The organism is Glaciecola sp. SC05, assembly GCF_041380235.1.
Taxonomy (GTDB): Bacteria; Pseudomonadota; Gammaproteobacteria; order Enterobacterales; family Alteromonadaceae; genus Glaciecola.
On sequence record NZ_JBGIYY010000007.1, the window covers coordinates 69,714 to 95,962 of the forward strand.

The 26,249-nt window shown below is 44.9% G+C and carries 21 protein-coding genes; 14 read left to right on the plus strand and 7 right to left on the minus strand.

Annotation, left to right across the window (positions count from 1 at the left end; translation table 11 throughout):
* Window position 1 precedes the first annotated feature (1 nt).
* The 3 genes from AB9H30_RS08040 (at window position 2) to AB9H30_RS08050 (ending at window position 3,272) form a co-directional block, all read left to right on the plus strand.
* Entirely contained in the window at window positions 2-673 is a 672-nt protein-coding gene (locus tag AB9H30_RS08040) for a WbqC family protein (RefSeq protein ID WP_371194142.1), read from the plus strand.
* Window positions 674-678: 5 nt separating this feature from the next.
* Window positions 679-1,737, plus strand: coding sequence for a pseudaminic acid synthase (gene pseI, locus AB9H30_RS08045; protein ID WP_371194143.1), 1,059 nt, complete (start codon window positions 679-681; stop codon window positions 1,735-1,737).
* A 110-nt stretch (window positions 1,738-1,847) separates the two neighbouring features.
* Window positions 1,848-3,272, plus strand: a complete 1,425-nt coding sequence (locus tag AB9H30_RS08050) for an NAD(P)-binding protein (protein WP_371194144.1) — start codon at window positions 1,848-1,850, stop codon at window positions 3,270-3,272.
* 78 nt (window positions 3,273-3,350) lie between these two features.
* On the opposite strand, the gene AB9H30_RS08055 is transcribed toward AB9H30_RS08050, so the two are convergent.
* The 3 genes from AB9H30_RS08055 to plsY all read right to left on the minus strand — a co-directional run bounded on the left by AB9H30_RS08055 (window position 3,351) and on the right by plsY (window position 6,228).
* Window positions 3,351-4,244, minus strand: a complete 894-nt coding sequence (locus tag AB9H30_RS08055) for a hypothetical protein (protein WP_371194145.1) — start codon at window positions 4,242-4,244, stop codon at window positions 3,351-3,353.
* A 168-nt stretch (window positions 4,245-4,412) separates the two neighbouring features.
* Window positions 4,413-5,633 (minus strand): methyltransferase, encoded by a 1,221-nt coding sequence (locus AB9H30_RS08060; RefSeq protein WP_371194146.1) that lies wholly within the window; start codon window positions 5,631-5,633, stop codon window positions 4,413-4,415.
* Window positions 5,617-6,228, minus strand: a complete 612-nt coding sequence (gene plsY / locus AB9H30_RS08065) for a glycerol-3-phosphate 1-O-acyltransferase PlsY (RefSeq protein ID WP_371194147.1) — start codon at window positions 6,226-6,228, stop codon at window positions 5,617-5,619. The genes AB9H30_RS08060 and plsY overlap by 17 nt, the downstream gene beginning before the upstream one ends.
* Window positions 6,229-6,335: 107 nt before the next feature.
* On the opposite strand from plsY, the gene folB reads away from it, so the two are divergent.
* From folB to AB9H30_RS08090, 5 genes are all read left to right on the plus strand, one after another.
* Window positions 6,336-6,695 (plus strand): dihydroneopterin aldolase, encoded by a 360-nt coding sequence (gene folB, locus AB9H30_RS08070; protein ID WP_371194148.1) that lies wholly within the window; start codon window positions 6,336-6,338, stop codon window positions 6,693-6,695.
* Window positions 6,692-7,198, plus strand: a complete 507-nt coding sequence (gene folK / locus AB9H30_RS08075) for a 2-amino-4-hydroxy-6-hydroxymethyldihydropteridine diphosphokinase (RefSeq protein ID WP_371194149.1) — start codon at window positions 6,692-6,694, stop codon at window positions 7,196-7,198. Before folB ends, folK begins: the two co-directional genes overlap by 4 nt.
* A 3-nt stretch (window positions 7,199-7,201) precedes the next feature.
* On the plus strand, window positions 7,202-8,002 hold the full coding sequence (locus tag AB9H30_RS08080; protein WP_371194150.1) for an undecaprenyl-diphosphate phosphatase: 801 nt from the start codon (window positions 7,202-7,204) through the stop codon (window positions 8,000-8,002).
* A gap of 50 nt (window positions 8,003-8,052) precedes the next feature.
* Window positions 8,053-8,418: a histidine triad nucleotide-binding protein gene (locus AB9H30_RS08085; RefSeq protein ID WP_371194151.1), complete on the plus strand. Its 366-nt coding sequence runs from the start codon at window positions 8,053-8,055 to the stop codon at window positions 8,416-8,418.
* A 112-nt stretch (window positions 8,419-8,530) separates the two neighbouring features.
* Window positions 8,531-9,364 carry an HDOD domain-containing protein gene (locus AB9H30_RS08090; protein ID WP_371194152.1) on the plus strand — a complete coding sequence of 278 codons (834 nt, stop codon included), beginning with the start codon at window positions 8,531-8,533 and terminating at the stop codon, window positions 9,362-9,364.
* A 78-nt stretch (window positions 9,365-9,442) separates the two neighbouring features.
* On the opposite strand, the gene rdgC is transcribed toward AB9H30_RS08090, so the two are convergent.
* Entirely contained in the window at window positions 9,443-10,354 is a 912-nt protein-coding gene (gene rdgC / locus AB9H30_RS08095; protein ID WP_371194153.1) for a recombination-associated protein RdgC, read from the minus strand.
* Between the two features lie 232 nt (window positions 10,355-10,586).
* On the opposite strand from rdgC, the gene phoB reads away from it, so the two are divergent.
* From phoB to AB9H30_RS08120, 5 genes are all read left to right on the plus strand, one after another.
* Window positions 10,587-11,276, plus strand: coding sequence for a phosphate regulon transcriptional regulator PhoB (gene phoB, locus AB9H30_RS08100; protein ID WP_371194154.1), 690 nt, complete (start codon window positions 10,587-10,589; stop codon window positions 11,274-11,276).
* Between the two features lie 33 nt (window positions 11,277-11,309).
* Window positions 11,310-12,620, plus strand: coding sequence for a phosphate regulon sensor histidine kinase PhoR (gene phoR, locus AB9H30_RS08105; protein ID WP_371194155.1), 1,311 nt, complete (start codon window positions 11,310-11,312; stop codon window positions 12,618-12,620).
* Window positions 12,610-13,725, plus strand: coding sequence for a PstS family phosphate ABC transporter substrate-binding protein (locus tag AB9H30_RS08110; protein WP_371194156.1), 1,116 nt, complete (start codon window positions 12,610-12,612; stop codon window positions 13,723-13,725). Before phoR ends, AB9H30_RS08110 begins: the two co-directional genes overlap by 11 nt.
* A gap of 150 nt (window positions 13,726-13,875) precedes the next feature.
* Window positions 13,876-17,958, plus strand: a complete 4,083-nt coding sequence (locus tag AB9H30_RS08115) for a hypothetical protein (RefSeq protein WP_371194157.1) — start codon at window positions 13,876-13,878, stop codon at window positions 17,956-17,958.
* Window positions 17,959-18,195: 237 nt separating this feature from the next.
* Window positions 18,196-20,871: a TonB-dependent receptor domain-containing protein gene (locus tag AB9H30_RS08120; RefSeq protein WP_371194259.1), complete on the plus strand. Its 2,676-nt coding sequence runs from the start codon at window positions 18,196-18,198 to the stop codon at window positions 20,869-20,871.
* A gap of 68 nt (window positions 20,872-20,939) precedes the next feature.
* On the opposite strand, the gene AB9H30_RS08125 is transcribed toward AB9H30_RS08120, so the two are convergent.
* From AB9H30_RS08125 to AB9H30_RS08135, 3 genes are all read right to left on the minus strand, one after another.
* The gene (locus tag AB9H30_RS08125; protein WP_371194158.1) at window positions 20,940-23,000 is read right to left on the minus strand and encodes a putative bifunctional diguanylate cyclase/phosphodiesterase; all 2,061 of its coding nucleotides are present in this window, start codon (window positions 22,998-23,000) and stop codon (window positions 20,940-20,942) included.
* A 246-nt stretch (window positions 23,001-23,246) separates the two neighbouring features.
* Complete coding sequence (locus AB9H30_RS08130) at window positions 23,247-23,819, minus strand: tRNA-uridine aminocarboxypropyltransferase (RefSeq protein WP_371194159.1); 573 nt, start codon at window positions 23,817-23,819, stop codon at window positions 23,247-23,249.
* A gap of 166 nt (window positions 23,820-23,985) precedes the next feature.
* Entirely contained in the window at window positions 23,986-25,170 is a 1,185-nt protein-coding gene (locus AB9H30_RS08135) for a porin (RefSeq protein ID WP_371194160.1), read from the minus strand.
* A 309-nt stretch (window positions 25,171-25,479) separates the two neighbouring features.
* Here AB9H30_RS08135 and AB9H30_RS08140 point away from each other — a divergent pair, with 309 nt between their 5' ends.
* A complete protein-coding gene (locus AB9H30_RS08140) occupies window positions 25,480-26,244 on the plus strand; it encodes a DUF3450 domain-containing protein (RefSeq protein WP_371194161.1) in 765 nt (254 codons plus the stop codon).
* The last annotated feature ends 5 nt before the right edge of the window (window positions 26,245-26,249 follow it).

The window sequence follows — 26,249 nt, forward strand, 5'->3', positions numbered from 1 at the left end:
CATGCAACCCACTTATTTGCCGTGGGCAGGCTATTTTAACCTTATTGCCAGCGTTGATACCTTTGTCTTTTTAGACGATGTGCAGTTTGATCGTCGCTCGTGGCAGTCTCGCAATCGCATTTTTGATGGGGGAAAGGTGGCTTGGCTGAGCTGCCCGGTCAAAAAAGCCCCGCGCGAAACCCTTATTCAAGATTTAAGCCTTAGTGATGATGTCAATTGGCAGCAAGTTCACGCTAAAAAAATTCAGTTAAATTACGCCAATGCGCCGTTTTTCAGCGAAATGGAATCAATCCTCCATGCACTGGTGAATTTGCATTCCTGTAGCCTCAGTAATGTTAACCAAACGCTTATCCGGGAAATTTGCCAGCGCTTAGAAATTCATACCAACTTTGTAAACGCCAGTGAGCTTAAGCTTCCGGGTCAACGCTCAGAGCATCTGCTGAATATTTGCAAATATCTGAGCTGCGAACAATATCTAAGCCCTCAAGGTTCGAAAGACTATTTACTACAAGACGGCACGTTTTCTCACAGTGGCGTAGAACTTGCTTTTCAAAGTTACGAACCACAGCCTTATTCGCAAAAGCACAGCAATGAGTTTGTTAGTCATCTTTCAATCATTGACGTTATTGCCAATATCGGTCTTAACCAAACCAAACAATATATATTAGGGTAGAGCGTATGAAGCCTATCGTACTCAAACAGCACAGCATTGGAGAGGGTTTAGCGCCTTTTGTCATTGCTGAGCTTTCGGGTAACCATAATCAGTCAATTGATCGCGCACTGCAGATTGTTGACGCTGCCGCTAAAGCCGGCGCCCAGGGTGTGAAATTGCAAACTTACACAGCTGACACCATGACCATTGACTGTCAGCAAGCTGACTTTGTTGTGTCGGGCACCTCCGAGCAATGGCAAGATCGCACGCTATACGATTTATACAACGAGGCTCATACGCCATGGGAGTGGCACCAAGCGATTTTTGAGCGCTGCTACGAATTGGGTATGACGCCCTTTAGTACGCCATTTGACGAAACTGCCGTAGACTTTCTTGAATCTTTGAATATGGAAATCTACAAAATTGCGTCATTTGAAATGACCGACATTCCCTTGTTACGCAAAGTTGCCAGCACCGGGAAGCCCATTATTATGTCTACCGGAATGGCTTCGCAGGAAGAAATTGAACTAGCCGTAACAACTTTACGCAAGGCCAACTGTGAGCAGTTTGTTTTACTCAAATGCACCAGTGCCTACCCCGCAAGATATGAAGATGCCAATGCGCAAACCATTCCTTATTTGGCTAAAAAATATGGGTGCTTAAGCGGACTCTCTGATCACACTATGGGAGCCGCAGTGCCGGTTACCGCGACCGCGCTGGGTGCCACAGTGATTGAAAAACACCTTACCCTAGAAAGAGATGATGGCGGTGTAGACAGCCACTTTTCGATGGAGCCACTCGAATTTAAACAGATGGTTGAACTGGTTCAGCAGTCTTATGCTGCTTTGGGTTCAGTGCAAACACAACCGAGCACGGCTGAGCTTGCATGCCGCAATTACCGCCGATCTATTTACGCGGTAAAAGACATTGCTGAGGGTGAAGTGTTTACGCATGAAAACCTACGGATTATTCGCCCGGGTTTTGGCTTAGCCCCCAATGAACTTGACAATGTGCTGGGGAAAACAGCAAGCCAGCCCTTGGTCCGCGGTACTGCGCTACAGTTAAAAATGTTACAGCAGCCATAAACGCATCTCAATTCGGCGCACAGGCATATGCGTGAAGATTGTCATGCAAATGTTTCAACAGCCGATATTTAAAACAATTGAATAATCGTTAACGCTAAGAGGTTAACAACATGATAAACAATCTAGCTATCGTAGGTGCAGGGATCGCCGGAATTTACGCTGCAATTATTAGTAAAACCCTTCGCCCTAATCTTAATGTTGTGCTGATTGAACAAGCACCGACCGTCGGCGGCTTATTAGCGTCTAAAACATTTGGTGAGATGGAGTTTGACTACGGTACTCATGTGCCAAGACTCACCGGACATGACACTATTGATAATATTTTATTTGGCGATTTAGACAAAAAACAATGGCGCCATTTTAATAACATTAATGCCGGTAACGTATCGTTAAACAGCGAGCTGTATACGCGCTCTGCTAACCCCTTTTTAGGCAAGCGAAGCAATCCTAAATATGCACAACATATCGCTCAACTACTCGAAACCCTCGAACGCAAGCCCGGCGAACATTCGAACTTAGAAGAACAGCTCAAACACATGTTTGGAGCTGGTTTTGTAGACGCATTCTTTGCACCTTGCATTCGCAAAAAGCTCGGGGCAGAGCTACAAGATTTAGCGCCCGACACCCACAAGCTGATTGGTTTAGCACGACTGATTGTTGGCGAAACTGAGGCGATGCGCGCTCTTAAAGCAGATGCAAGACTTGATGCGGTGCTCGCGTTCGCTGATCAAACGGATGGTATGTCAGCGCTTACTAACATGTATCCGAGCGATGGCCGTGGAATTGGTTTGTGGATAGAAACGCTGCACAAAAAGATGCTGGCATTAGGTGTACAGATCAGAACCGGCTGCCAGGTAACTGAGATAATGCGCAAGGGTAAAGCGATCACGCATATTTGGCTCAGCGACGGCAGCGAATATGCCATTGATCACATGTGTTGGTGTAGCCCAAATTTTGCTCTTATAAACGCGGCGCAACTTCCGTTTAAGAGTGAATACCGGCCGACTATCCGCCAGACTCGTTTGTATCATTTTGCTTTTGAACAAGCACTCAATGTCCAAAGCAATTACATTGATGTGAATGACCCGCAATATCATAGCTTTCGGATAACGCTTTATCCTAACTTGAGTGGCCGCAGCAGCGGCCCATTCAAGGTAACGGTAGAAGTTATTGAACCGATGAATAACGAATGCTCACCGGGGCAGCATGATATTCATAAGGAGCTTATTGCGATTGGCATAGTAAATGCGAATAACCCCTGTGTATTTAGTAAGCAAGACGTAGTTAAGGCAGGGTTTCCGATTATTACTCCTGCGTTTAAACGAGAGCTTGAACGCCAGCAAGCAGTAGTTAAGTCGCATTTACATAATGTGAGTTCGCTGGGTAAAGCCAATGGGAAGTACTTTTTTATGCAAGAGGTATTGATTGCGGCACACGAAGAAATGATCGCGCTGTTGGGGCTTGATGCTCAAGCTGGTGCAGAAAAACCAGCCAAAAGAGCAAAACCTAAAGCAAGCGCTACTGCTCTGAAGTAGCGCTTAGCGATACGATACCCACGAAATTGGCTTATGACGCCTCTGGATTCGCGTATTGCTGTGGCAAGCAGCTCTCGCTCAGTTCGTTTCAATTGGCATAAAGTCTCTCAGCTGCCTTAATTTGCTATGAGGCAAACGCGCCAGCGGAGCCCAATGCGGGATGGTACTGTAAACTTGTTTGTCGCAATGCAGCGCTACTATCAGCCCATAACTCTCGCAGCCAAATACCCACTTTGCATTCGCAATCGACGTTTCGATATCGTCATAATGGTCAAACACCACATTCAAATCTTGATTTTGCTGGGCCCATATTGCATATTTTTGAATAGTTTCGCTTGGGTGTAAGCGCAAACGAATCTGATCATAAGGTTTGTTGAAGCGATATTTAATGAACTCGCTAAAATAATTAAGGGCTTGAAACTCCTCTGCGATTTCATGCTCACAACCCCAATCCTCAGGCACCGGCTCCAATACATATAATATGTCATTAGTGCGTTCAATCACTGCGCTGCGGGCTTTGTGTGCGGTCATGTCTAGGTAAAAATTGTGTTTCAGCTCAACCGGTATATCTGGAAAGGTCTTTTCTGCTAGCGCTTTGGCATAGGTATCCATTACTTCAATGGCGTTTGGTAATACTTTTTCGCCATGACGTATAAAACGCTGCTCGTAGTTTACCCAATGGTCAACTACGGCTGTTACATGCAATCCAGCGTTTAACGCCATGTTACGTGCGTTGTGCTCGAAGTCACTTGCCCATCCGGTGCCCGAGCGCAACATTTTGCACTTTGAAATAGCATAATGGATGTCACTGCACACCTTATTGCTGGGTACCAATGGTAACCATTTTTTGCATGCAGGGCCTTCTAAGCAATAAAATGCCGCCTCGAAACCCTCTGCGAGCTCTTGCGACATAATAATGTTAGCGGCACCTGCGTCATGGCATGCAATAAAGTAGGGGCGGTCTTCAGACATATAGCGATTTAACCAAATGTTTTCTTGCGCAACAGCGCCAGAAAGGTGTGCAAAGAGGCACAATAATTATAAGTAGATGCATATAAGCAGGAAGCTTGCCAACACTCACAAAGAAATGATGCGCTATACTTGCCGCCGCTTTGTAACCATTTGACGCAGCTGTTAGCTTTAGCGAGTTGCTTGCAAAAGGATATTTCTGGGGCTTACCTTACGCTCGCAAAAGGTCGATAGACTCACTTCATATCCATGCTCTTCTAACCATAATGCCTTGTCCATATTTAGCCATATTTCTAACGGGCGTCTAAACAATGCTCGTACCAAATCTAAGGCCGAGACTTGATGGAAGCGCTGTTCGGCGCGATGCCAGTAATCGCTCCAGTCAATGGCAATAGGCAAGGGGATATTTTTTGCCTTTGCCCAGTGCCGGCAAAATGCTTCAAAATTCATGCGTGACCAACTTAAGGGCATAGAGGGTAGGGGTAAAAAAGCCTCATGCAATAATACATCACGTTGTATCAGATCAAAGCCCAATCGCATGGTTTGCAGGGCTTTACGCTGACGTACCTGTGAGGCTGATGCAGTTACGGTTTCCATTACTGCGGTGTGTAAGTCACTTTTGTTTAACAAAAGATCGTTTTCTTTGCCTTTTTTCGAATAAGGCAGGTAGTGTTCTTTGCTGCGTTTATGATAACAACATGGCGCAAGGTGTATTTTCGGTGTTTGTTGGCTTATACACAATGAGAGTAACCTTTCGTGCAATCCGCCGCATGCATGCAAAGCAACGACATGCGGCTGACCTTCAAAATATCGTTGGCAGGCCTCGCTCATTACGTCAACATGCTGGGCATTTAGGCGCCGATTTTCTCGCAGAGCTCTTTCGTTTGCATGTGCAACCAGATCAGCTTGCCATTCAAGTGATACAACCGGTACATTGAGACTCTGCTCAATATAAAACCCCAAATGTGCCTTTCCTGCACAATAGTCCAATACTGGCGATGTAGTAGCGCCGATACCGGCACAGAATGCCTGAACCTGTGCCCATTTTTTGCCGGGTACACCCGCATGAACACGAGGGTCGACGAGTGCTAATGCGCGGGAGCTTGTGCCAGGCAGTTGGCTAAGTAGATGTAATCTGGTCAATTCAGGTATATACCCCTGAAGACTCTCAATTAGCGGTTCGGGGTCGAAGTGCAAACGTTCAATCTGAGCAAGATCAAAAGATAGCAATCGTTCAGCCAATTCGGGCAGGCAATTCAACCAGCCAATCCCCACATCATGAAAGGCTACTGGCTTCCACAGGTGTTGAGTTTGTTTCAGTATCGCGCTTAGCTCGTTAAATTTCTCATGGGTATCGGAAGGCATTGCTGTTGATTTACTCTTCTTTATCATCGACGTTCTTTTGCTTAGCACTCAAGAGCTCCTCTCCGCTAAACAAACGCAATAAATTGGTGCGATGCTTTGCAATAATAAGTAGGCTAAGCATCGCTACTGCTAGCGTAAACTGGGGTTTGTACCAGTAAGTATAAAGAGGAGCCAAGCTAACGGTGACGATTGCCGCTAACGACGAGTACTTACTGATTTTAAATACGATCAACCAAGTGCTTATGAGCGCGGTTGTTAATACCCAACCGATAGGCATCATCGCGCCAAGGGCGGTAGCGACGGCTTTCCCCCCCTTAAATTGAAAAAATACGGGATACATATGTCCCAGACAAGCACTTATGGCAATCAGACCTATGGCAGATTCGGGGAGGCCGAGTAAATAGGCTGCGTAGGTAGGGACGGCACCTTTCAATATGTCAAACATCAGCACTAAGGCCGCTGCTGACTTGCCGGCTACTCGCAAGACGTTTGTTGTGCCTGGGTTTAGTGAACCTTGCGTTCTTGGGTCTGCTTTATTAAAGACACGGCAAACCAAGACCGCGCTTGAGATAGAGCCGCCTAGATATGCACCAACCATAAAAAAAACAATCCACGTTGTCATGTACTTAGCCGACCTATTCGCGATACACTTGTGCTTAGATTACTAAAAGCTTAACCCGATTGCGACTACATCGCACTATTGAGCGCACCACCAAATAAGTAAGTAAAATGGATAAAGTAATAATACAAGGTCTGACACTGCACTCCCTAATTGGTGTTTATGATTTTGAGCGGCATGCAAAACAACGCGTTATCGCTGATGTAGTGCTATATACAAATTTGACTAAAGCGGCACTCTCTGACGATGTAGCCGACACCTTGGATTATGGTAAAGTCGCTGAGCGTTTGACGCAGATCGCAGATGAGGCTTCTTTTAAACTACTCGAAGCACTCGGTTTGGCAATGATAGACACTATTTTTGCGGAATTTGCGGTGGATAAATTGGAGCTGCAGTTATCCAAACCTGATATTTTAGATAATGCAGATTCGGTAGGCGTGTGTTTTTACAGAGAGCGCCCCTCTGAGTGAGTTCTTCATTGCACAGCATCCTGATAAGCCTAGGCTCTAATATCAATAAAGAGGAGAATACTCGTCTAGGATTAGACGCAATGGCGAAAAGTTTTGGAAGTATTGAGCTTTCCCGAGTGTTTGAAAGCGAGTCTGTTGGGTTCTCAGGTGATAATTTTTTTAATCTAGTGGTAAAAACCCAGACTAGCAAAAGTATTAGTGAGGTGTGTGATGTGCTCAAAACCATTGAGCAAACCTGCGGACGCCTGCGAGGCTCTGAGAAATTTTCCCCACGAACCTTAGACTTAGATTTACTGACCTTTGATGATACGGTTTGCTCTGAGCCAGTCACTTTGCCTCGCGAAGAAATTCTTTATAATGCCTTTGTGCTACAACCGATGGCCGATTTAGTGCCAGACGAAGTGCATCCGCTTACACAAAAAAACTATGCCCAAATGTGGCATGAATATGATAAAACGACACAACAACTATGGCCAGTAGCCTTTACATGGAGTGCGCCCTAAGTCATGACAATTTATGAAATTATTATCCTTGCGATTATTCAAGGGCTGACCGAGTTCTTGCCTATCTCAAGCTCCGCTCATCTGATATTGCCTGAGCAATTATTAGGCTGGCGCAGTCATGGCTTAGCTTTTGATGTTGCCGTGCACGTTGGTAGCTTATTGGCGGTGATGATTTACTTTAGGCAAGATATTGTGCGTTTAACAGCCGCATGGTTTACCCGCGGCTTTAGTTCGCAGCAGAGCACCGACAGCCGCCTTGCTTGGTGGATCATTATTGGCACCATCCCGGCGGGTCTTTTTGGCTTTTTGATGAAAGATTGGATTGCTCTAAATGCTCGCTCAGCCCTAATCATTGCGATCACTACCATTGTATTTGGATTGGCGCTTTGGTACGCCGATGCAAAAGCAACGCAGCGCAAAACTATTCATTCAATTACCCTTAAAGACACCATATTAATCGGTATTGCACAGGCGATCGCAATTATACCGGGTACATCTCGCTCGGGTATTACGATGACCGCTGGTTTGCTGTTGGGGCTTGATCGCGAGTCAGCGGCTAGATTCTCATTTTTACTCTCTATGCCTATCATCTTGGCAGCAGGATTATTTTCTGCACTGGATTTAATCGAATCGAGCCATCAGGTTGATTGGTCGGCACTGCTTTACGGCGCGGGCTTTTCGTTTGTAGCCGCATATTTGTGCATACATCTATTTTTGAACTTTATTTCGCGCATTGGCATGATGCCATTTGTGATCTATCGATTGCTGTTAGGCACGGTATTGTTAATTTTCGTGTTTGCCTGATTTTGTAAATTGCATTGAGTAATGCTCGAGTTATTAAGGAGATGATAAAAATGTCTGAAACTATCTTCACAAAAATTATTAAAAAAGAAATCCCTGCCGATATCCTTTTTGAAGATGAACGAGTGTTAGCGTTTAGTGATATTAATCCGCAGGCACCTATCCATTTTTTAGTGATCCCGAAAAAGCCTATTGCCACGACCAATGACATTGCGTCAGAAGATGAAGCGGTAGTCGGCTATATGCATCGAATAGCCGCAAAAATAGCAGCTGAATTAGGCGTTGCACAGCAGGGTTATCGAACTGTTATGAATTGCAATCAAGACGGCGGGCAAACGGTTTATCACATACATTTGCATGTGTTAGCAGGAAAGCCGCTAGGTTGGCCACCTTACCAACAAACATTGAAAGTCGAATGACAAACACTGTGATTGCATTATTAGACACCAAGCATAGGATGCTTTTACACTTAACAGTGTGGTGAATGAAGGGAGCTCATAATACTCTTTAATAGGAAATTAAGGCCCTTACATGTCTACTCAAAATGCATTGCTAACCATACTGGTTGAAAAAATAAATAACGACACACTGGTGTTGCCAACGCTTCCGGCAATTGCCTTAAAAGTCCGCAAAGCAGCAGATGACCCTAATATCAATTTAATTAAAATGGCTGATGTTATTGGCCAAGATCCTTCGTTAAGTGCTCGTATGATCAAGATATCAAACTCTGCATATCTTGGACGCGAAATAAAGGTAACCTCAACAAGCCAAGCGGTCACCCGCATCGGCTTAATCCAAGTAAAAAATATCGCTACCGCACTCGCGATGGAACAACTATTTGTGTCTAAAAATGTGGTTGTCAAAAAGTATATGGCACAAAAATGGATGGACATTATTAGCATTGTTGGCAATGCCATGGCGACGATGACAATTTATCAAAAAGCCAACAAGGATAAGAGTTTAAGTATCGACACCATGACGCTGACTGCGCTGGTTGCTGATATCGGTGCTTTGCCGGTATTAACTGAAGCTGAGCGACATGACAATGTCTTTGCGAACCCTACATTTTTAGATGTCGCAATAGATAAGCTGGCAGGGCGTATTGGCGCAAGCATTATGCGCGAATGGAAGTTTAATGAAGTATTTATTGAGTGCGCCGAACATTGGCGTGACCTAGACTATGTGAAACCAGAGATTAGCTATATTGATTTTGTCAGAGTAGGGGCGGCACTTGCCAAACTGTCTGATAACCACGACGAAGTGCTAGCGAATGCTCAAGCAAAAGGTGTTTTCAGTGACATCGAAGAGCTTAGAACGCCAGAGTTCGAAGAGCTCAGAGACAATGCAAAAGGCTTGTTCGTATAAGCAAATCAATCTTTAATTAACGAATAAAAACCCCCATTATTGGGGGTTTTTATTTGCATTTGTTATAGCGCGACGAATTTAGGCATCGCTAGATAGCGAAAATATCTTATCGAGGTCTCTAGCGAAGGCGTCTATTTCACTTACAAACAGCGTAAAGTCTGCATCAAGGCGGGCGCTCATTTCCTCTTTGCTGATATCTTCATTTTGCTGAGTCACAAGATCGGTGAATTTTAAGCGTTTAATTGAAAGATCTTCTTCAATTATGCATGTCAGTCTTTCTTGATAAGCAACGGCAATTTTTTGTACCCACTTACCTGCTTGAATGTGCGCTAAGATTTCATCTGCATCTAAATTCTGCTGTTTACAGCGAACAATACCACCATCATCTGCAGGCGATTTAAATTCAGCTTCGTCTAACAATTCAATTCCTTCAGGCGCATCTTTTAATACCCAATCGGTCAGTATTTCTTGCTGCTGTGATTTTGCAAAAGGCACCACTGGTAAAGAACCTAGACACTTCCGTAAAGTTGCTAAAAACACTTCAGCACTGCCGTCAGCACTCGCATCTACTACGACTATCTGCTGGTCGAGACTAATATAACCGTTAATAAACGCGTGCTTGTTGAAGGCTCGAGGTAATAAACGGTGGAGGATTTCTTCTTTTATCTCTTTTTGCGCTTTTTTGGCAACCGGGGTCCCGGTTTCTTGCTCTATTTGTGCGACTTTTTCGGCCAGCTCCGCATTGATGACACTAGCGGGTAAGATTTTGTCCTCGCGCTTTAGCGTAAACCAAAATGCGTTTGAAGCTGCATGATAAAGCTGGTCACCACTTTTACTGCCGCGGCCGATGGGCGAAACAAAGCCCATACTTGATATTTCTTGAGCGCCACAGTGACGAAAGGGCATGGTTTCCATCATCAGTTGAAGCTTTTCGGTGTCTAAGGTAAAAGGTTGAGTGAAGCGATACAGTTTTAGATTCTTAAACCACATAATATTTGCGATGAGCCTAGTTTTTTAGAAGACGCGAGAGGTTATCAAGCTTGCCGACTAGGGTCAAAATCAAATTCGTCTATATACCTCGAATCTGTCATAAATTGAGCAAACTGTGCTTATTCACCGCAATATTAGCCTTAGTCCTTGACATCTTTTGCGCTTTGTTTCATAAAACTGTCACAGATCACTCCAATAATACGGTTAAAATTTGATGCCAAGAGTGAAAAAGATGTCTCACCGAATATTACTAGTGGAAGATGAAGCGCCAATCAGGGAGATGCTGAGTTTTGTATTGGAGCAAGCTGGTTTCGTTGTTGACGAGGCTGAGGACTATGATATTGGCTTAGCCAAAATCAAAGAACCCTACCCTGACCTAATTTTATTAGATTGGATGCTACCAGGCGGAAGCGGGGTGCAGCTAGCCAAAAAACTGAAAACCCATGAGTTTGCTAAAGATATTCCGGTGATAATGCTAACCGCCCGCTCTGAGGAAGATGATAAAATTCGCGGTTTAGAGGCGGGTGCCGACGATTATGTTACCAAACCCTTTTCACCCAAAGAGTTAATTGCTCGAATTAAGGCGGTAATGCGCAGGGTTACCCCAACCTCAAAAGAAGAACCTATTGAGTTTAAGGGCCTAGTGTTAGAGCCAGTATCGCACCGCGTGAGCAGTAATGGCGATTCGGTAGATATGGGCCCAACAGAGTTTAAGTTACTGCATTTTTTTATGACTCATCCAGAGCGCGTCTACAGCCGTGAACTGCTCTTAGACAATGTTTGGGGAACCAATGTTTATGTAGAAGATAGAACCGTAGATGTGCATATACGTCGATTGCGCAAAGCAATATCTAAGCATGGGCACGATGCTATGATCCAAACTGTCAGGGGTTCTGGTTATCGCTTTTCAAATAAAGCATAATTTTCTTATTCTCACAATTAAGGCCCTTTAAGCATGTACTATCCGCAGTCGTGGTCTAAAACGCTGGTGCGTTTTTGTATCTTATTGTGTTTAAGTGTGTCGCTTGGTCTGTATATCGATAATGTGCTTGCAGCAGTACTATTGTTATTTGCTGTTTTGCTCATCAACAATTACATTCATCTTTATCGCCTTACCAAATGGTTATGGCAGAGTCGCACTATGTCTCCCCCAAGCGCACCGGGTATTTGGCACCATCTTTATGAAGGTATATATTATCTGCAGCGCCGCAACCGCAATAAACGCAAAAATCTTGGTGAGCTGGTTAAACGTTTTCGAGAAGGCTCTGAAGCGCTACCTGACGCAGTGGTAGTGATTGATGATCAAGCTCGGATCATGTGGTGTAATCGCAATGCCCGCATTGAACTCGGATTGCGATGGCCCGACGACAATGGCCGGCGCATTGATAATTTAATTCGTCACCCAAAATTCATCGAATTTTTAGAAAGTAACGATTATCAATATCCGATTGAAATACCTGCGCCAACCAATCCGCATAAAACCTTTGAATATCGGATGATGGAATATGGCGAAGACCAGCTGTTGCTAATTGTGCGCGACGTATCGCGTGTATCGCACTTAGAAGAGATGCGCAAAGATTTTGTAGCCAATGTGTCACATGAATTAAAAACCCCCCTCACGGTGATTAACGGCTATTTAGAAGTGCTTAGCACCAGTACAGAAGGGACGCCGCCCATTGTCGGGAAAGCCATCAGCGAAATGGGTACGCAAACCCGTCGTATGCAAAATCTAATAGAAGATTTGTTAATACTGTCGCGGATAGAGTCTAGTTCCGAACGTATTTTTGAAAACGTGATCAATATGCAGGCAATGTTTCGGCAAATAAAGATGGAAGTCCACGCCTTGAACAAAGAGCGTCAACACGAAATCGTATTCAAAATTGACCCTGAGCTCCAAGTATTTGGTGTTGAAAGTGAAATGCGCAGCGCGTGTTCGAATCTTATTTTTAATGCACTTTATTACACGCCAAGCAAAGGTCGTATAGAGGTGATTTGGAAGCCTCGCGCTGGCGGCGCTTATTTTGCGGTGAAAGACAACGGCGAGGGTATCGAAGATAAGCATTTACGCAGGCTCACAGAGCGCTTCTACCGTGTAGATAAAGCGCGCTCTCGAAAAACAGGTGGTTCGGGTTTGGGTTTGTCTATTGTGAAACATGTCCTACATCATCATAATGCGAGCTTAGAAGTGGAAAGTAAGGTGGGAAAAGGAAGCGAGTTTTCATTTTTGCTGCCTCCTGAATTAATAGCCGTGGATCATGCCAATTAATACTCAACACTTAAATTCAGCGTTAGCAAAGTCAGGATGGTTGATTCTTGGTGGAATATGCTTGCTTTGTGGGAATCTGGCATACGCTTTTCAGAAAGATACCGCGAACAATGAATTGCCAAATGTTCGGGTTATAGAGTTTCAAGACAATCAAATCGAACAAACGACGCCTGATCTTCGTGTGCCTCTGAGCAGCACTGCTGATGCAAATATTAGTGGTGAATTTTTATATCATTCGACGCCCGGCGTGTTTGGCAGTATAACCTCTATAGGCTCCGACACCTTGGCAACACTTGTATCGCTGTGGGCTGAACAGTTTCAAACACTATACCCACATGTGAAGTTTCAAATACAGGCGTCTGGCTCGGCTACCGCTTCACAAGCTTTAACCCAAGGAACTGCTAGTATTGGGCCAATGTCCAGGGCATTGACACCCGTTGAGATTCAAGGTTTTACTCGGCGCTATGGCTATCCACCCACAAGCTTAATTGTTGCGATTGACGCGATGGCTATTTATGTTGAAAAGAACAACCCACTCACCGAACTTAGCATGCAGCAAATTGACGCTATTTTTTCAGTAACGCGGTTTTGTGGCGGCAAAAATAACATTCGCCGTTGGCAACAGCTGGGGATTGGTAAGTTTGGTGAAAATCGTGCTATTCAAGTATTTGGACGGAATTCAGCATCGGGTACCTACGATTTATTCAAAAAGCTTGGACTATGTGATGGTGATTATGATGTCCGTGTTAACGAGATGCCAAGTTCGTCGTCAGTTGTGCAATCGGTCGCGTCGAGCATCGGGGGCATCGGCTATGCGGCACTTGGGCATGGTAATACCGATGTGAAAGCAGTCGCGATTGGTCAAGCGGCGGGTCCATTCTACGCGCCATCTGCCGAAAATATTCAAGCCGACCGTTATCCCTTTAGCCGCTATCTGTATATCGTCGTGAATAAAGCACCGGGCACACCATTACCTACCTTAGAAAAAGCGTTTTTAAGTTTCATCCTATCGGAGCAGGGTCAACAGATTGTGCAGCAGAGCAATTATTACCCGGTTAGCGGTAGGCTTTTAGAGCGCCAAAGAAGATTGTTAACAACAAAATAAAAGTTCATAAAAAACAATATTTTAAATAATGTAAATCGCTTACATATTAAACTTTTGTGACACCTTTTGCATGTAACATTTCTGTCACCATTCTAGGTTAATCTCAGTCGCGTTTCATAATATGAATACCTATTCTTTTGGAGAACTCGAATGAAATTTAATGGCCTATTTAAATCTTCCACCCTAGCGGCAGCAGTCTTGCTTGCAGCGTGCGGTGGGGATATTAATATTTCTGAAGGCGATGTAGACAATAGTACTGTTATTAATAATCCGGCACCGGTTACGCCGCCTGTAACACCTCCTGTGACGCCCCCTGTAACACCAACAGGGCCATCTTCGGCATTAGAGCAAGGCTTGGCTACCGATGTTTCTGCAGAGTTCCCACAAATTACCGACAAGCCAGTATATCGTTTAACTGAAAATACGACGTTTACTGAGGATGTTGTGCTCACCAATACAGCGCATTGGGTGTTAAACGGCCGCACCGCTGTTGGCGGCGATAATGAAAACTCTGCTGTATTGTTTATCGAAGCAGGTACCACGGTGTTTGGCGAGGAAGGCGAAGACTTTTTAGTGGTGCGCAGAGGCTCTCAAGTTGAGGCTGACGGCACGGCTGCCGCTCCTATCATATTTACCTCTGTGCAAGACGTGACCGGAGAAGAAACCGGTATCGGTCAATGGGGTGGCTTAGTGTTGCTTGGTCGCGCTCCTGCGAACTCATGCGGTGACCAAGTTGGCGAAACTACAGCGGAAGAACTTGACAACTGTGGGGTCAGTGCAGAGGGTGATGCAGGCCAATTTGGCGGCACAATCGATGATGATAATTCAGGTGTTTTACGATACGTCGTTGTTAAACACGCAGGCCGCACATTGGGCAATGGCGATGAGCTAAATGGTATTTCATTTGCCGGAGTCGGCTCGGGAACAACCGTCGAATATATTCAAGTTCACCAAAATCTTGACGATGGCGTTGAATTTTTTGGCGGCAGTGTGGATGTAAAATATGTTGTATTAACCGATATTGGTGATGACAGCCTCGACTGGTCGTTTGGCTGGACGGGTAAAGCACAGTTTGTCTACATTCAACAAAGTGATTCTGATGGTGACAATGCCATTGAAGCTGACAACAGTGAGTTTGATGCTTCTGCCCGACCACTGACTAAACCCGCTATTGCCAATGTCACTATTGCTGGTGCAAACGCAACTAACGGCGTGCGTTTGCGCGCAGGTACCGCAGGTGAATTAGCCAATGTGCTAGTAACGGGCCCCGCTGGTTACAGTAACTGCTTGCGGGTGAACGGTGATGAGTCTGCCGCCAATGCAGTAAACGGTGAGCTAACGATGACCGGCTCGATTATCGCTTGCGAAGATCCAAGCGACAATTTTAATGCTCAAACTATTGGGTCTGGCACCACTGAAACGTGGTTTTTAGGTCAGACGGCTAACCAAGCCCTTGTGCCAAATGCACTTGGTTTAGGGGCTGATGGCTACACTCCACAAGCGGGCTCGCTGTTGCTTAACAGCGGCGTAAATCCTCGCGACATTCGCACAAGTTTTGAAGACGCTCGCTATGTAGGTGCATTTGATGGTCAAAACAACTGGATGGCAGGCTGGACGGTTGGTGTAAAAGGTGGTTTTCCTGCCGATGTCCAAAACGCATTTGCACAAGGTTTAGCATCTGACGTTTCCAGTGAATTTCCACAAATTACCGATAAACCCGTTTATCGCTTGAATACTGACACCACATTTACTGCAGACGTTACCCTAAGTAATGATGCCCACTGGATATTAGATGGCCGCACCGCAGTAGGCGGCGACAATGAAGACAGCGCGGTGTTATTTATTCAAAGTGGTACGACTATCATTGGTGAAGAAGGCGAAGATTTCTTAGTCGCTCGCCGCGGTTCGCGGATTGAGGCGCTGGGCACTGCCTCTGCACCTATTACTATGACGTCCATTCAAGATGTTACCGGACAAGAGACGGGTATTGGCCAATGGGGCGGCTTAGTCTTATTAGGTAAAGCGCCAGCCAACTCTTGTGGTGATCAAGTGGGGGAAACCACCACCGAAGAGCTTGAAAACTGTGGTGTTAGCGCAGAAGGTGATGCAGGACAGTTTGGTGGCACCGACCCCGAAGATAATTCAGGTACGCTAAATTACGTAATTGTTAAGCATGCTGGTCGCACGCTTGGTAATGGTGATGAGCTCAACGGTATTTCATTTGCAGGTGTAGGCTCACGTACCAATGTAAACTATATCCAAGTGCATCAAAACCTCGATGACGGCATCGAATTTTTCGGCGGAACCGTCAATGTGCGTCATGTAGTATTGACAGATATTGGTGATGATTCATTCGACTGGTCGTTTGGCTGGACTGGGAATGCACAGTTTGTGTATATCGTACAGAGCGATGAAGATGGCGATAATGCTTTTGAATCAGACAACAGTGAGTTTGACGCATCTGCGTTGCCATTAACCAATCCAACCGTGGCCAATGTGACTATTCAAGGCGCAGCAAATACTAATGGTGTGCGATTAAGAGCGGGCACGGCCGGTACGCTGAAAAACTTTTTGATAGTCGGCCCTGCTGGTTATGCTAACTGTTTGCGCATCAATGGCGCAGAGTCTGAAGTTAACGCCACTGCCGGCACGCTGAGTATTAGCAACAGTTTTATAGCCTGTGAAAATGACGCGAATTTTGGCAATGACTTTACCCAAGATATCTTTAGCGCAGATGCGACGAATCGTGTGTTTGCTTCAGCAAGCGAACTTAACTTAGCTGCAGATGGCAGAACACCAGAAGCCACATCACCAGTGTTTGGTGCAGGTGCAGACTTGTCAGGTGATAACAGCTACTTTGTGTCGACAGACTATGTGGGTGCGTTTGATGGAACGAATGACTGGACAGCAGGATGGGCCTTTGGTCTAGCCGGTGGTTTTCCGAGCAATGTGCAAAACGCCTTAGCGCAGGGCTTGGCCACAGATGTTTCTGGGCAGTTCCCAGAAATTACTGATAAGCCAGTATATCAGTTAGGTGAAGATACCACCTTTACTGCGGATGTTACGCTTACTAACGATGCGCACTGGGTGTTAAATGGTCGTACAGCGGTAGGCGGCGATAATGTCGACTCAGCTATTCTTTACATCCAAAACGGCACAACCATCATTGGCCAAGAGGGTGAAGACTTTTTAGTGACCCGCCGCGGCTCAAAAATCGAAGCCTTGGGTACCGCTGATGCAACTATAGTCATGACCTCTATTCAAGACGTTACCGGCCAAGAAACGGCACAAGGGCAGTGGGGTGGTTTGGTGCTGCTAGGTAGAGCGCCGGCTAACTCTTGTGGTGACCAAGTGGGCGAAACAACAGAGGCTGAGTTAAACAACTGTGGTGTTAGTGCGGAAGGCGATGCTGGCCAATTTGGCGGTAACATGCCTAATGATGATTCAGGCACGCTTAACTACGTGGTAGTCAAGCATGCAGGACGTACCCTTGGCAACGGTGATGAACTAAACGGCATATCCTTTGCTGGAGTAGGCTCAGGCACTGTGGTTGACTACATTCATGTTCATCAAAATTTAGATGACGGGATTGAGTTCTTTGGCGGCACGGTTAGTGTCAAGCATGTGGTGTTAACTGCAATTGGTGATGATTCATTTGACTGGTCATTTGGCTGGACAGGAAACGCGCAATTTGTGCTCATTAAGCAAGACGGTTCAGGCGACAATGCCTTTGAAGCTGACAATAGTGAATTTGATGCTGGAGCCACGCCACTAACCAACCCGAACATTGCCAACGTAACCATTATTGGCGAGGCGGGCGCAAACGGAGTGCGCTTAAGAGCCGGAACGGCTGGCTCTTTGTGGAACTTCGCGGTGACTGGCCCAGATGGCTACGATAACTGTTTGCGTGTGAACGGCGACGAGTCGCAGGCTAATGCGACTACGGGTATATTGTTTATGCAAAACTCAGTACTTGCCTGTGGTGATGCAAACTTTGATAGTGACTTCAGCGCGGCATTTTTTAATGACCAAATGAGTAATTCAACGGTTGCAGCCGATAGTCTCGGTTTTGCAAGCAACGGTTATCAACCTACTCCCGGTTCATTACTGCTTGGCCAAGGTGCAGACCCATCAGCAGTTGATACATTCTTTGACAGTGTTGACTATATTGGAGCAATGGATGCTAACAATGATTGGACCGCAGGTTGGGTTACGGTTGGGCTGAGCGACTAGGCTTTATAGGTCTCAGTCTTAGCAATAATTAGCAGTGCAATGTTGAGACGCCGCTCGTTTAAGCCTGAGTTGGCGTCTTTGCTGTTTACACAAAACATGTGTTCATATGATGCGAAACCGCGATTTACACAGAACGCAGGATGGAGTTTTAAAAACATGGGTCTGAATAATATTAGCTTGTTGCCCCTACCCAAGACCATGAAGTCGACACTTCATTTGGCTATTTTATCTGCACTGATGATTGGCAGTTTATCTTCACAGGTATCTGCGCAATCGGATGATGAAGAAGCAATTGAAGAAGTCGTGACCACCGGTACACGATTAAAAGGCAGCGCGACAGCCGTATTACAAGAGCGCCAAAATCAAGCTTTTGTAGCCGATATTTTGGGCGCTGATCAAATTTCTCGGACCGGTGATTCAGATGCCGCAGGCGCATTACGACGGGTGACCGGCTTGACCCTCGTCGATGGCAAGTTTATTTATGTACGAGGCCTCGGTGAGCGGTATTCGAGTACGCAGCTAAACGGCATGGGTGTGCCAAGTCCCGACCCAACTCGATCAGTTGTGCCATTGGATTTGTTTCCTGCCGATATTATTGAAAGTCTGAGTGTGCAGAAATCATTTTCGCCAGATATGCCAGCGCACTTCGGTGGGGGCAATGTAGACATTCGCACTAAAACCATTCCCAACGATTTTGTATTCAAACTTTCAGGAAGTTTAGGGAGCAATACCAATAACCGCGACGACGGCTTTTTTTATAGTGGTGGCGGACAAGACTGGTCTGGCAGAGACGACGGAACTCGAGCACTACCGGCACTCATTGCGAATAATTTAGAGCGTGCGCAGTCAGATGACGGTATTGAAGGTAGTTCGAGGTTTCCGCTTAGCCTCAGTGACAGACAAAACATGCTGAGTTCAATGTTTTGGGAGATTGGCCCAGACCAGCAGAGCATCGATCCTGACTTTGGTTTAGGCATGACTTTGGGCAACGTATACAGTGTTGGTGCAGAAGGGGAAATTGGATTCTTATCTACCTTATCTTACGACAACAGTTGGAAAGTTGAAGAGCAGTTTAACGGCACCAGTTTAGGTACTGTCGGCTGTGAAGATTTGCCAGAAGATAGAGTCAATGACGGTAAATGTTTTGCGCAAAGTTTTGACGGTGTATCTACCGAGCAGAACGTTAACTGGAGTGGCATGTTTAACATTGGCTATGAGTATAACGCTAATCATCGCTTTGACATGACCAATGTATTGCTACACGACATGCGCGACCGAGTGCGGGTGCGAGATTTTGTAGATGCCAATGAGACTATATTTGGCACCACTGAATTGAGCCGAGTAGATATGTTGTTTGAAGAGCGACGCATGAATTCAAATCAAATTCGCGGCACGCACAATTTTCCAGAGTTTAAGAACACATACTTTGATTGGTATTATGGCACCAGTCGGGCAAGTCGCAAGCAACCTGGCAGTTTAGATGTGGTTTTTCAGTTGAACTTTGACGACGGTATGTTTGTTGATCAGCAGTTACAGGACGTATCGGCCACGAGTGTTCAACGAGATTTTCAAACGCTAAGAGATGTATCGGACTCTGCCGGCTGGAACTTTGGTTATCCGCTCTACTTAAAAGACTTAGAGTTGGAATTTAAAATAGGCGGTGATTTTTTTGAAAAAGCCCGTACGGCTGAAAACCTGTCCATCTTAGTACCGCACCGAGCGATTGCCGATAATGCGACATTTGGCAGTCGTATTGATGAGATATTCGCTCCTGAAAATCTATTAAACGCTGATTTTTACAATAGCCAAACGGGAGCAGGGATCTTAGAGTCAGGTGTGGCTGACGGCGATAAATACGCCGCAGGAACAAAAGTAGACGCTTACTATATTATGGCTGACGCGTTCATCAACAATACTTGGCGAGTGAGCGGCGGCGTCCGCTACGAAGATTTTAGACAGATATCTGTGCCGTTTTCAGCGCATGCTAATACCTTTTCAATTGAAGGCGATGAAATACAAGAAATTGCGTTTCAAGAGGATGACTTCTTTCCTTCTTTAGCACTCACCTACTTGATGAGTGAACAGATGCAGTTTCGCTTAAACGTTAGCCAAACAGCCATTCGCCCTGATTTACGCGATATTAGCACGACCTTCTTTATCGATCCGCTCACTGAGTTTTTGGTACGTGGCTCGCCATTACTGCAAAGCTCTAAGTTGGACAATATCGACTTTCGTTGGGAGTGGTATATGGCAGATGGTAACAACGTATCGGTAGCCCTGTTTTATAAAGATATCGATACGCCGATTGAGCTGGTTGAGCTAGGTACCGTAGGGGGTGCTGCGCCTAACCTGCTGACAGCAAATGGCGAGTCTGGTCAGCTTTACGGTATTGAAATGGAGTTTTTGCAAGATTTTGACTTTATCAGTAAAAACCTCAACAATTTTTATATCAGCGGTAACCTAACCCTCTCTGATTCAGAGGTAACCTTGGGCGCGGTTGACGACGATGAAATCTCATTGTTTGAACAACAGGTGCTGGATGCGCTTGATGCAACCAGTGCATCAAACATCGTAACGAATAACCAGCGCCGTTTGGTGGGCCATTCTGAATGGGTCGCAAACCTTCAGTTGGGCTATGACTCAAGCAACGGCGAGCACACCGCTACCTTGGTGTATAACGCTTTTGGCCCAAGAATCATCGTGCCTGGCACCAGAGGCAACCAAGATGCAGAGGAGGAAACCTTTCACTCTTTGGATTTAGTCTATACATACTTTCCAGATTTTAAATCGTCGCTAAAGCTGAGTGTTAAAAATATACTGAATCAGGATAAACAAATCTCACAAGAAGGTTTAGATTTGTTATTTGAACGAGAGGGTATATCGTTTAGCGCAAGTTATTCATGGGAGTTTTAGACTTTAGGCTTACTGCATAAAGTGAAGTGTTGTTTTGTGCCAAAAAAAGGCTGCTTGTGCAGCCTTTTTTATGCTTGGCTTGTTGCTTGCTGTTCTATTATCTGAGCGCTATTGAAGTCGGTTTTTAACCAGGCGTTCATCTTTTCAATGCGCATCGGTTTAGCAAAGAAAAAGCCTTGGCAGCAGTGCAAACCCAATAGCTTTAAATCATCGATTTGTGCTAAAGTTTCAACGCCTTCAATAATTGTCGATGCGCCAAGCTGCCGTGCAATGAAGTCAGCAGCCGACAAAATCGCGACGTCTTTCTCGGTCATATTGACTATAAATGATCGGTCAATTTTTATAGAGTCGAAGGTGATATCTTGAAGCTGTTTGAGAGATGAATAGCCGGTACCAAAATCGTCAATGGCAATCCTGATCCCTTTGTCGCGAAGTGTCTTGATGACTTTCTCGACGTTTTGTTTCTCTTCTAAAATTAAGGTTTCGGTAATTTCCAGCTGCAGCTGATTGGCAGCAAACCCGGTATCTCTTAATGCCTCGTCGATGCTTTCAACAAACAAGTCCTGTTTTAACTGCATAGCGCTGATGTTCACCGACAAATATATATGCGAGGGCGGCTTGATTTTCACAAACTCCTCGCACGATTTTCGCAACACCCACAGCCCGATATCGACGATTAAATCGCTTTTTTCGGCAATGGGGATAAATTCTACGGGGCTTATCAGTTCATCTTTATGCTGCCAGCGCAGCAGCACTTCTACGCCAACGGGCATGTTGCTGACCGAGCACATAATAGGTTGGTAGACTAAAAAGAATTCATTTTTTGCAATGGCCTCGCCAAGTGCTAGTTTGAGGTTTTGTTGTCGTTTGTATTTTTGTTTCAGACTCTCTTGAAAAATAGGTTGGACCTGCACACCCGCATGCTTACTTTGGTACATAGCCATATCTGCATATTGAATAAGCTGATCTGCATTGTCAGAGTGCTCCGGGTAAAAAGACACGCCAATACAGGTACTGACGCTCAGCGTTACGCCACCGACTCTCACCGGTTTAGAAATTTCATTTTGAAGTTTGCAGATAATGTCATTGATATTGTCATGATTGTAAGCTTTTGCGAGCACGACAAATTCGTCGCCTCCCCAACGTCCTAATATAATATTCGGAGACAGGGTTTTTCGCAGTTTATCTAGTCGGTCGGCGATAACTTTTAATACAAGGTCGCCTTGAAAATGACCCATTTGGTCATTGATTTCTTTGAAGTCATTTAAATCTAAAAACAACAGCGCACAACCGGAGTTAGAAGCGTCGCTTTGCAAAAATTGTTCGACTTCATGATGCAGGACTTTTCGGTTATATAGGCCGGTAAGCGCATCTAAGTTAGACAGCCTTAAAATGTCGTCAGTACGCTCCTGAACTTTTTGTTCCAGCTGATAGGTGTATTCGTTTAAGGTTTCTCTTGCCGCGGTCAAGGCTTTATTACTTTCGCTTAAACTTTGTTTTTCGTGGGTAAGGGAGCGTAAAAGCTCATCGTTTTCGGCCGCGATATTCAGTGTTTTGTTAATAAACGCACTGTTGATAGCCGAGGATTTAACCGCCATCACCCAATATCCCAATCCGAGAATCGAGATTAAATAAAAATTCTCAAAATTGACAAAGAAACCGATGATACAAAAGGGCACTAATAGCAAGGTCGCGTAAACCATTACGACTCTTCTTGCTGCGCCTAAAACGGTAATGGCGCCGCCGGTCATGGCGGCTAATATTACCGCATTGAAAGCCAGTTCGAGCAGAGAGGCTTCTTGCATAAAGACGACATTGAAACTGGCCCATATACACCCAGTTGTAAGAATACTGGAGCTAAAATTTTTGAAGTCTTGTTTAGGATTAAGCGAAAAGTCATAGCTAGCTATAGGCTTGCGCTTGGCGTCTATAAAGCGCAACACACATACGCTAAACATGAGCGTAATAAAGGTAACAATGATGTAATTTGGGGCTGTATCAAGTTGCAAAATGCACATCACCGTAAACGCTGAAAAGGTAATGAAAATACTATTGTTAGCGTTCCAATATAGTAATTTTACGCGCTCAGCTAAAGTGTCTGACTCTTCTGTTTCAAGCATCCAGCGCATTTAAAGGCTCCACATATGATGTTTAATTTTAATCAGAATTGGCACTCTTCAATGTTATTGCGTTGACGCCGATCTGACTTATATATTGATAATATCGGCAGTTGGCGACAATCGCCGACTACTTTTTTTGTAAATTAAGTATGCGACTAGAATATTTTATTGATGAGTGGCTTGGTGGCTGTCCTTGTCTTTTCCTAAAGCCTATTTGTAGATTAACTCAGGAGCTCAGTCGTTAATTTGATAAGATTACCGTGGGCCTTGCCAATATTGCTGCAGCCCATCCTGTAGCCTAATGAACGCGTCAATAGGTGTGTGCTGCAGTGCATGTAAGGTATATGCAAGCGCTTCAATCGTGCTGTAGCCATTGTCAAAGGATTGTTTTCTAATATGGTAGCGAGAAGGCTCACTTACATCGAAGGTGGCGGCGTTGAGGTGCTGCAGCCATGGGTTACCTAAATAGATTTTTTTTGCTTTTCGCCAGCTGCCATCAATCAGTATAATATGGCTTGTTTTTACTTTTAACTTTTTGTTTTTACTAGCAATATTAATTGCATTTTTACAAGGGTACACTAGCAGAGTATCTGGATGTTGTTGTATTTTTCTTCTCAGAGCAAGAAAGTCTGATGTATGTTGCCCTATAAATATTTCAGTTTTTGGGAGTAAAAGTGGGATCAGCCGCGCAGTGTTTTTTGCATGTTTTACCTCACTTGGGTCTTGCATAATGCTTATATGTAGGTCGCAATCCACCTCCTTTATGTATTCACATACGCAGGTCTTTAGTGGATATTTGCAATAAGAGCAATGTAATCGCTTGGTCATTTAGTTCGTTTGTAGTCCTAGCCGCTGACCTTATTGTTTAGCCTATTCGTGTTAACAATCCATATATCAGACTTCGTCTTAGGGCGACACCAACGATGCTGTTGGCATCACACCCTTTTTACTAATTCGCTGCGGCGCAACAACTTAAATGTTCATATCTCTACTATTAGAAATAAAACCGTAGCGCAGCAGAGGCGGTTACAACGGAGGTGTTGCCCTCAACACTGTCAAAATCGGTGTAAGAAACACCAGACATTACCTTCAATTTATGGCCATAAAAGTAATAGTTAAGCCCTGCGTATATTTCTTGATGGCGATCACCGAATTCAAAGCCCTCAGGAACGGCTCTGCGGTCATATCGATTTAATAGTCGAATGCCATTTGCTTCATTAGAGCCAGACCATGTATAGCGCCCAACCAATTGTAAACGCTGCGTGAGCATATAGTGCGGCATAATGACTATGCCGAATAAGTCACCTCTAGCCTCGGGCAAGCCGGCGGCATATATTACATCGGTAATTAAACCCCAGCGGCCGGAGCGGGTTGAAGAGTTCAACGAAATTACATGACGATAGGGTTCAACATCATTGTTGTTAGGGTCACCAGGATTATGCAGATAGTCTAAACGTATCTCTGTTATATCGGTTATTTGATTCGCGATATTTGCTTGAAACATCGTTGCACCGTCGAGTGAGGGTAAACGAAGGTCTTCTTCGGTACTGCCTTTGAGTATGCCGCCGCCGAAGGTCCAAGCGTCTTTTTCATGTTCAATATAGGCCCCGCCCACATTATCCATGAAGAAACGTGATGCGAGCAAAGAGCGCTCAATGGTGAGGATATTGTTTGACGATGTACTGTCTTCACGAGTTAGCGCATTTCGGCGCAGTTTGCCAACAGACAGTTCGGTGTTGTCATCGATTGCGTAAGATAGTGAAATGAAGTCGAAATTCTCTATAAAGTCATCGCCGCTTTGGCGACCCATATTAAAATCAAAAGACAATTCGAGTTTGTCTGTAAAAGCAACATCAAGGCCAAGGCGAATGCGGCGGCTTTCAGAGTCAGTGGCGGCATCTCCGTCACCATCAAATTTAAAAACTTGCCCATGGTAACGGCCGCGAGCTTTAATAAAGGGAAAACGCTCGCCACTTTTACTGCCGTAAAGCACCGCTGAATCCCATAATCCGTCAAAAACATCGGTTTGTGGGTCGCCCGCTACCGGCTTTTCGGCGTAAGCGTTCGCTGAAAATAGGAGTGCGGCTATGACCAAGGATAGCGTGAGATTAATGAGCTTATTTGGCCAAAAATGAAAAGTTATTTGTCTAATTTTCTGCAAATTTTGAATATACATCATAATCCGATTTGTTGATGAGTAGGCATTTCACTATCACGCAATGATATACGAAAAATACCTAACTTAGTTTACTTTATAGAAAACAAAGCATAATTTTGTGCGGTTTATAAAGTGCCTGTCCACTCCTTATATTACCCCTATCCTTTGTATACTGCCACGAGTGAATTATGACAGATTTATGAAGACATCAGTTTGCACTCGATTTGTAATAAAACTGTCACAGATACTGCATATCCTTCGTTGCCATAAATCAGGTTAGATTACGTCAGTAATTAGCCCTAAATGTTCACATAATCATTAGGATTTTGTATGAAGGTGTTAACTCCTATTTTTCTCTTGCTCACGTGCTTGTCGTTTGCTGACCTAGCGCAATCTCAAGAAGATCAATATCTTGAGCCAGCAAAAGAAAGCGCAGACCAAATAAATGAATCAGCGAGGCAGTCTCAAAATACTATCGACGGCATTGCCGGCCAGATTGACGGTAAACTGCAGCAATACAAAACCTTAATCAAAGAAATAGAAGGTCTCGAGGTATATAACGGTCAACTCAGAAAACAAATTCTGAATCAACAAGAGGAAATGCAAAACCTCAACGATGCCATAGACGAAGTCAGTGTCATTGAACGTCAAATCACCCCACTTATGATGAACATGATCGATGGCTTAGAGCAATTCGTTGCTCTTGACGTGCCTTTTTTAGCCCAAGAGCGTGAAGACCGCATTGCCGATTTAAACGCAATGATGGACAGAGCTGATGTTTCGCCGTCTGAAAAATTTCGTCGCGTCATGGAAGCCTTTCAAGTAGAAATGGACTATGGTCGCACAATCGAAGCATATTCAGGGTTACAGAGCATCGATGGCCAAGAGCGTGAGGTACAGTTTTTACGCATCGGTCGCACTGCTTTGCTATATCAAACAAGAGATGCCTCACGTCAAGGCGCTTGGAATAAGCAAACCCGTCAATGGGAAGAACTCGATTCAAGCTACCGCACGCAGATCACAAAAGGCCTGCGCATCGCTAAAAAACAACTCGCACCCGATTTATTAATGGTGCCTGTGGCAATTACAGATTAAGGAAT

Excerpts from the sequence above, each read along its gene's own strand:
- AB9H30_RS08040 (WP_371194142.1), top strand. The coding sequence starts at position 2 with ATGCAACCCACTTATTTGCCGTGGGCAGGCTATTTTAACCTTATTGCC.
- pseI (WP_371194143.1), top strand. The coding sequence starts at position 679 with ATGAAGCCTATCGTACTCAAACAGCACAGCATTGGAGAGGGTTTAGCG.
- AB9H30_RS08050 (WP_371194144.1), top strand. The coding sequence starts at position 1,848 with ATGATAAACAATCTAGCTATCGTAGGTGCAGGGATCGCCGGAATTTAC.
- AB9H30_RS08055 (WP_371194145.1), bottom strand. The coding sequence starts at position 4,244 with ATGTCTGAAGACCGCCCCTACTTTATTGCATGCCATGACGCAGGTGCC.
- AB9H30_RS08060 (WP_371194146.1), bottom strand. The coding sequence starts at position 5,633 with ATGATAAAGAAGAGTAAATCAACAGCAATGCCTTCCGATACCCATGAG.
- plsY (WP_371194147.1), bottom strand. The coding sequence starts at position 6,228 with ATGACAACGTGGATTGTTTTTTTTATGGTTGGTGCATATCTAGGCGGC.
- folB (WP_371194148.1), top strand. The coding sequence starts at position 6,336 with ATGGATAAAGTAATAATACAAGGTCTGACACTGCACTCCCTAATTGGT.
- AB9H30_RS08080 (WP_371194150.1), top strand. The coding sequence starts at position 7,202 with ATGACAATTTATGAAATTATTATCCTTGCGATTATTCAAGGGCTGACC.
- AB9H30_RS08085 (WP_371194151.1), top strand. The coding sequence starts at position 8,053 with ATGTCTGAAACTATCTTCACAAAAATTATTAAAAAAGAAATCCCTGCC.
- AB9H30_RS08090 (WP_371194152.1), top strand. The coding sequence starts at position 8,531 with ATGTCTACTCAAAATGCATTGCTAACCATACTGGTTGAAAAAATAAAT.
- rdgC (WP_371194153.1), bottom strand. The coding sequence starts at position 10,354 with ATGTGGTTTAAGAATCTAAAACTGTATCGCTTCACTCAACCTTTTACC.
- phoB (WP_371194154.1), top strand. The coding sequence starts at position 10,587 with ATGTCTCACCGAATATTACTAGTGGAAGATGAAGCGCCAATCAGGGAG.
- phoR (WP_371194155.1), top strand. The coding sequence starts at position 11,310 with ATGTACTATCCGCAGTCGTGGTCTAAAACGCTGGTGCGTTTTTGTATC.
- AB9H30_RS08110 (WP_371194156.1), top strand. The coding sequence starts at position 12,610 with ATGCCAATTAATACTCAACACTTAAATTCAGCGTTAGCAAAGTCAGGA.
- AB9H30_RS08115 (WP_371194157.1), top strand. The coding sequence starts at position 13,876 with ATGAAATTTAATGGCCTATTTAAATCTTCCACCCTAGCGGCAGCAGTC.
- AB9H30_RS08120 (WP_371194259.1), top strand. The coding sequence starts at position 18,196 with ATGATTGGCAGTTTATCTTCACAGGTATCTGCGCAATCGGATGATGAA.
- AB9H30_RS08125 (WP_371194158.1), bottom strand. The coding sequence starts at position 23,000 with ATGCGCTGGATGCTTGAAACAGAAGAGTCAGACACTTTAGCTGAGCGC.
- AB9H30_RS08130 (WP_371194159.1), bottom strand. The coding sequence starts at position 23,819 with ATGACCAAGCGATTACATTGCTCTTATTGCAAATATCCACTAAAGACC.
- AB9H30_RS08135 (WP_371194160.1), bottom strand. The coding sequence starts at position 25,170 with ATGATGTATATTCAAAATTTGCAGAAAATTAGACAAATAACTTTTCAT.
- AB9H30_RS08140 (WP_371194161.1), top strand. The coding sequence starts at position 25,480 with ATGAAGGTGTTAACTCCTATTTTTCTCTTGCTCACGTGCTTGTCGTTT.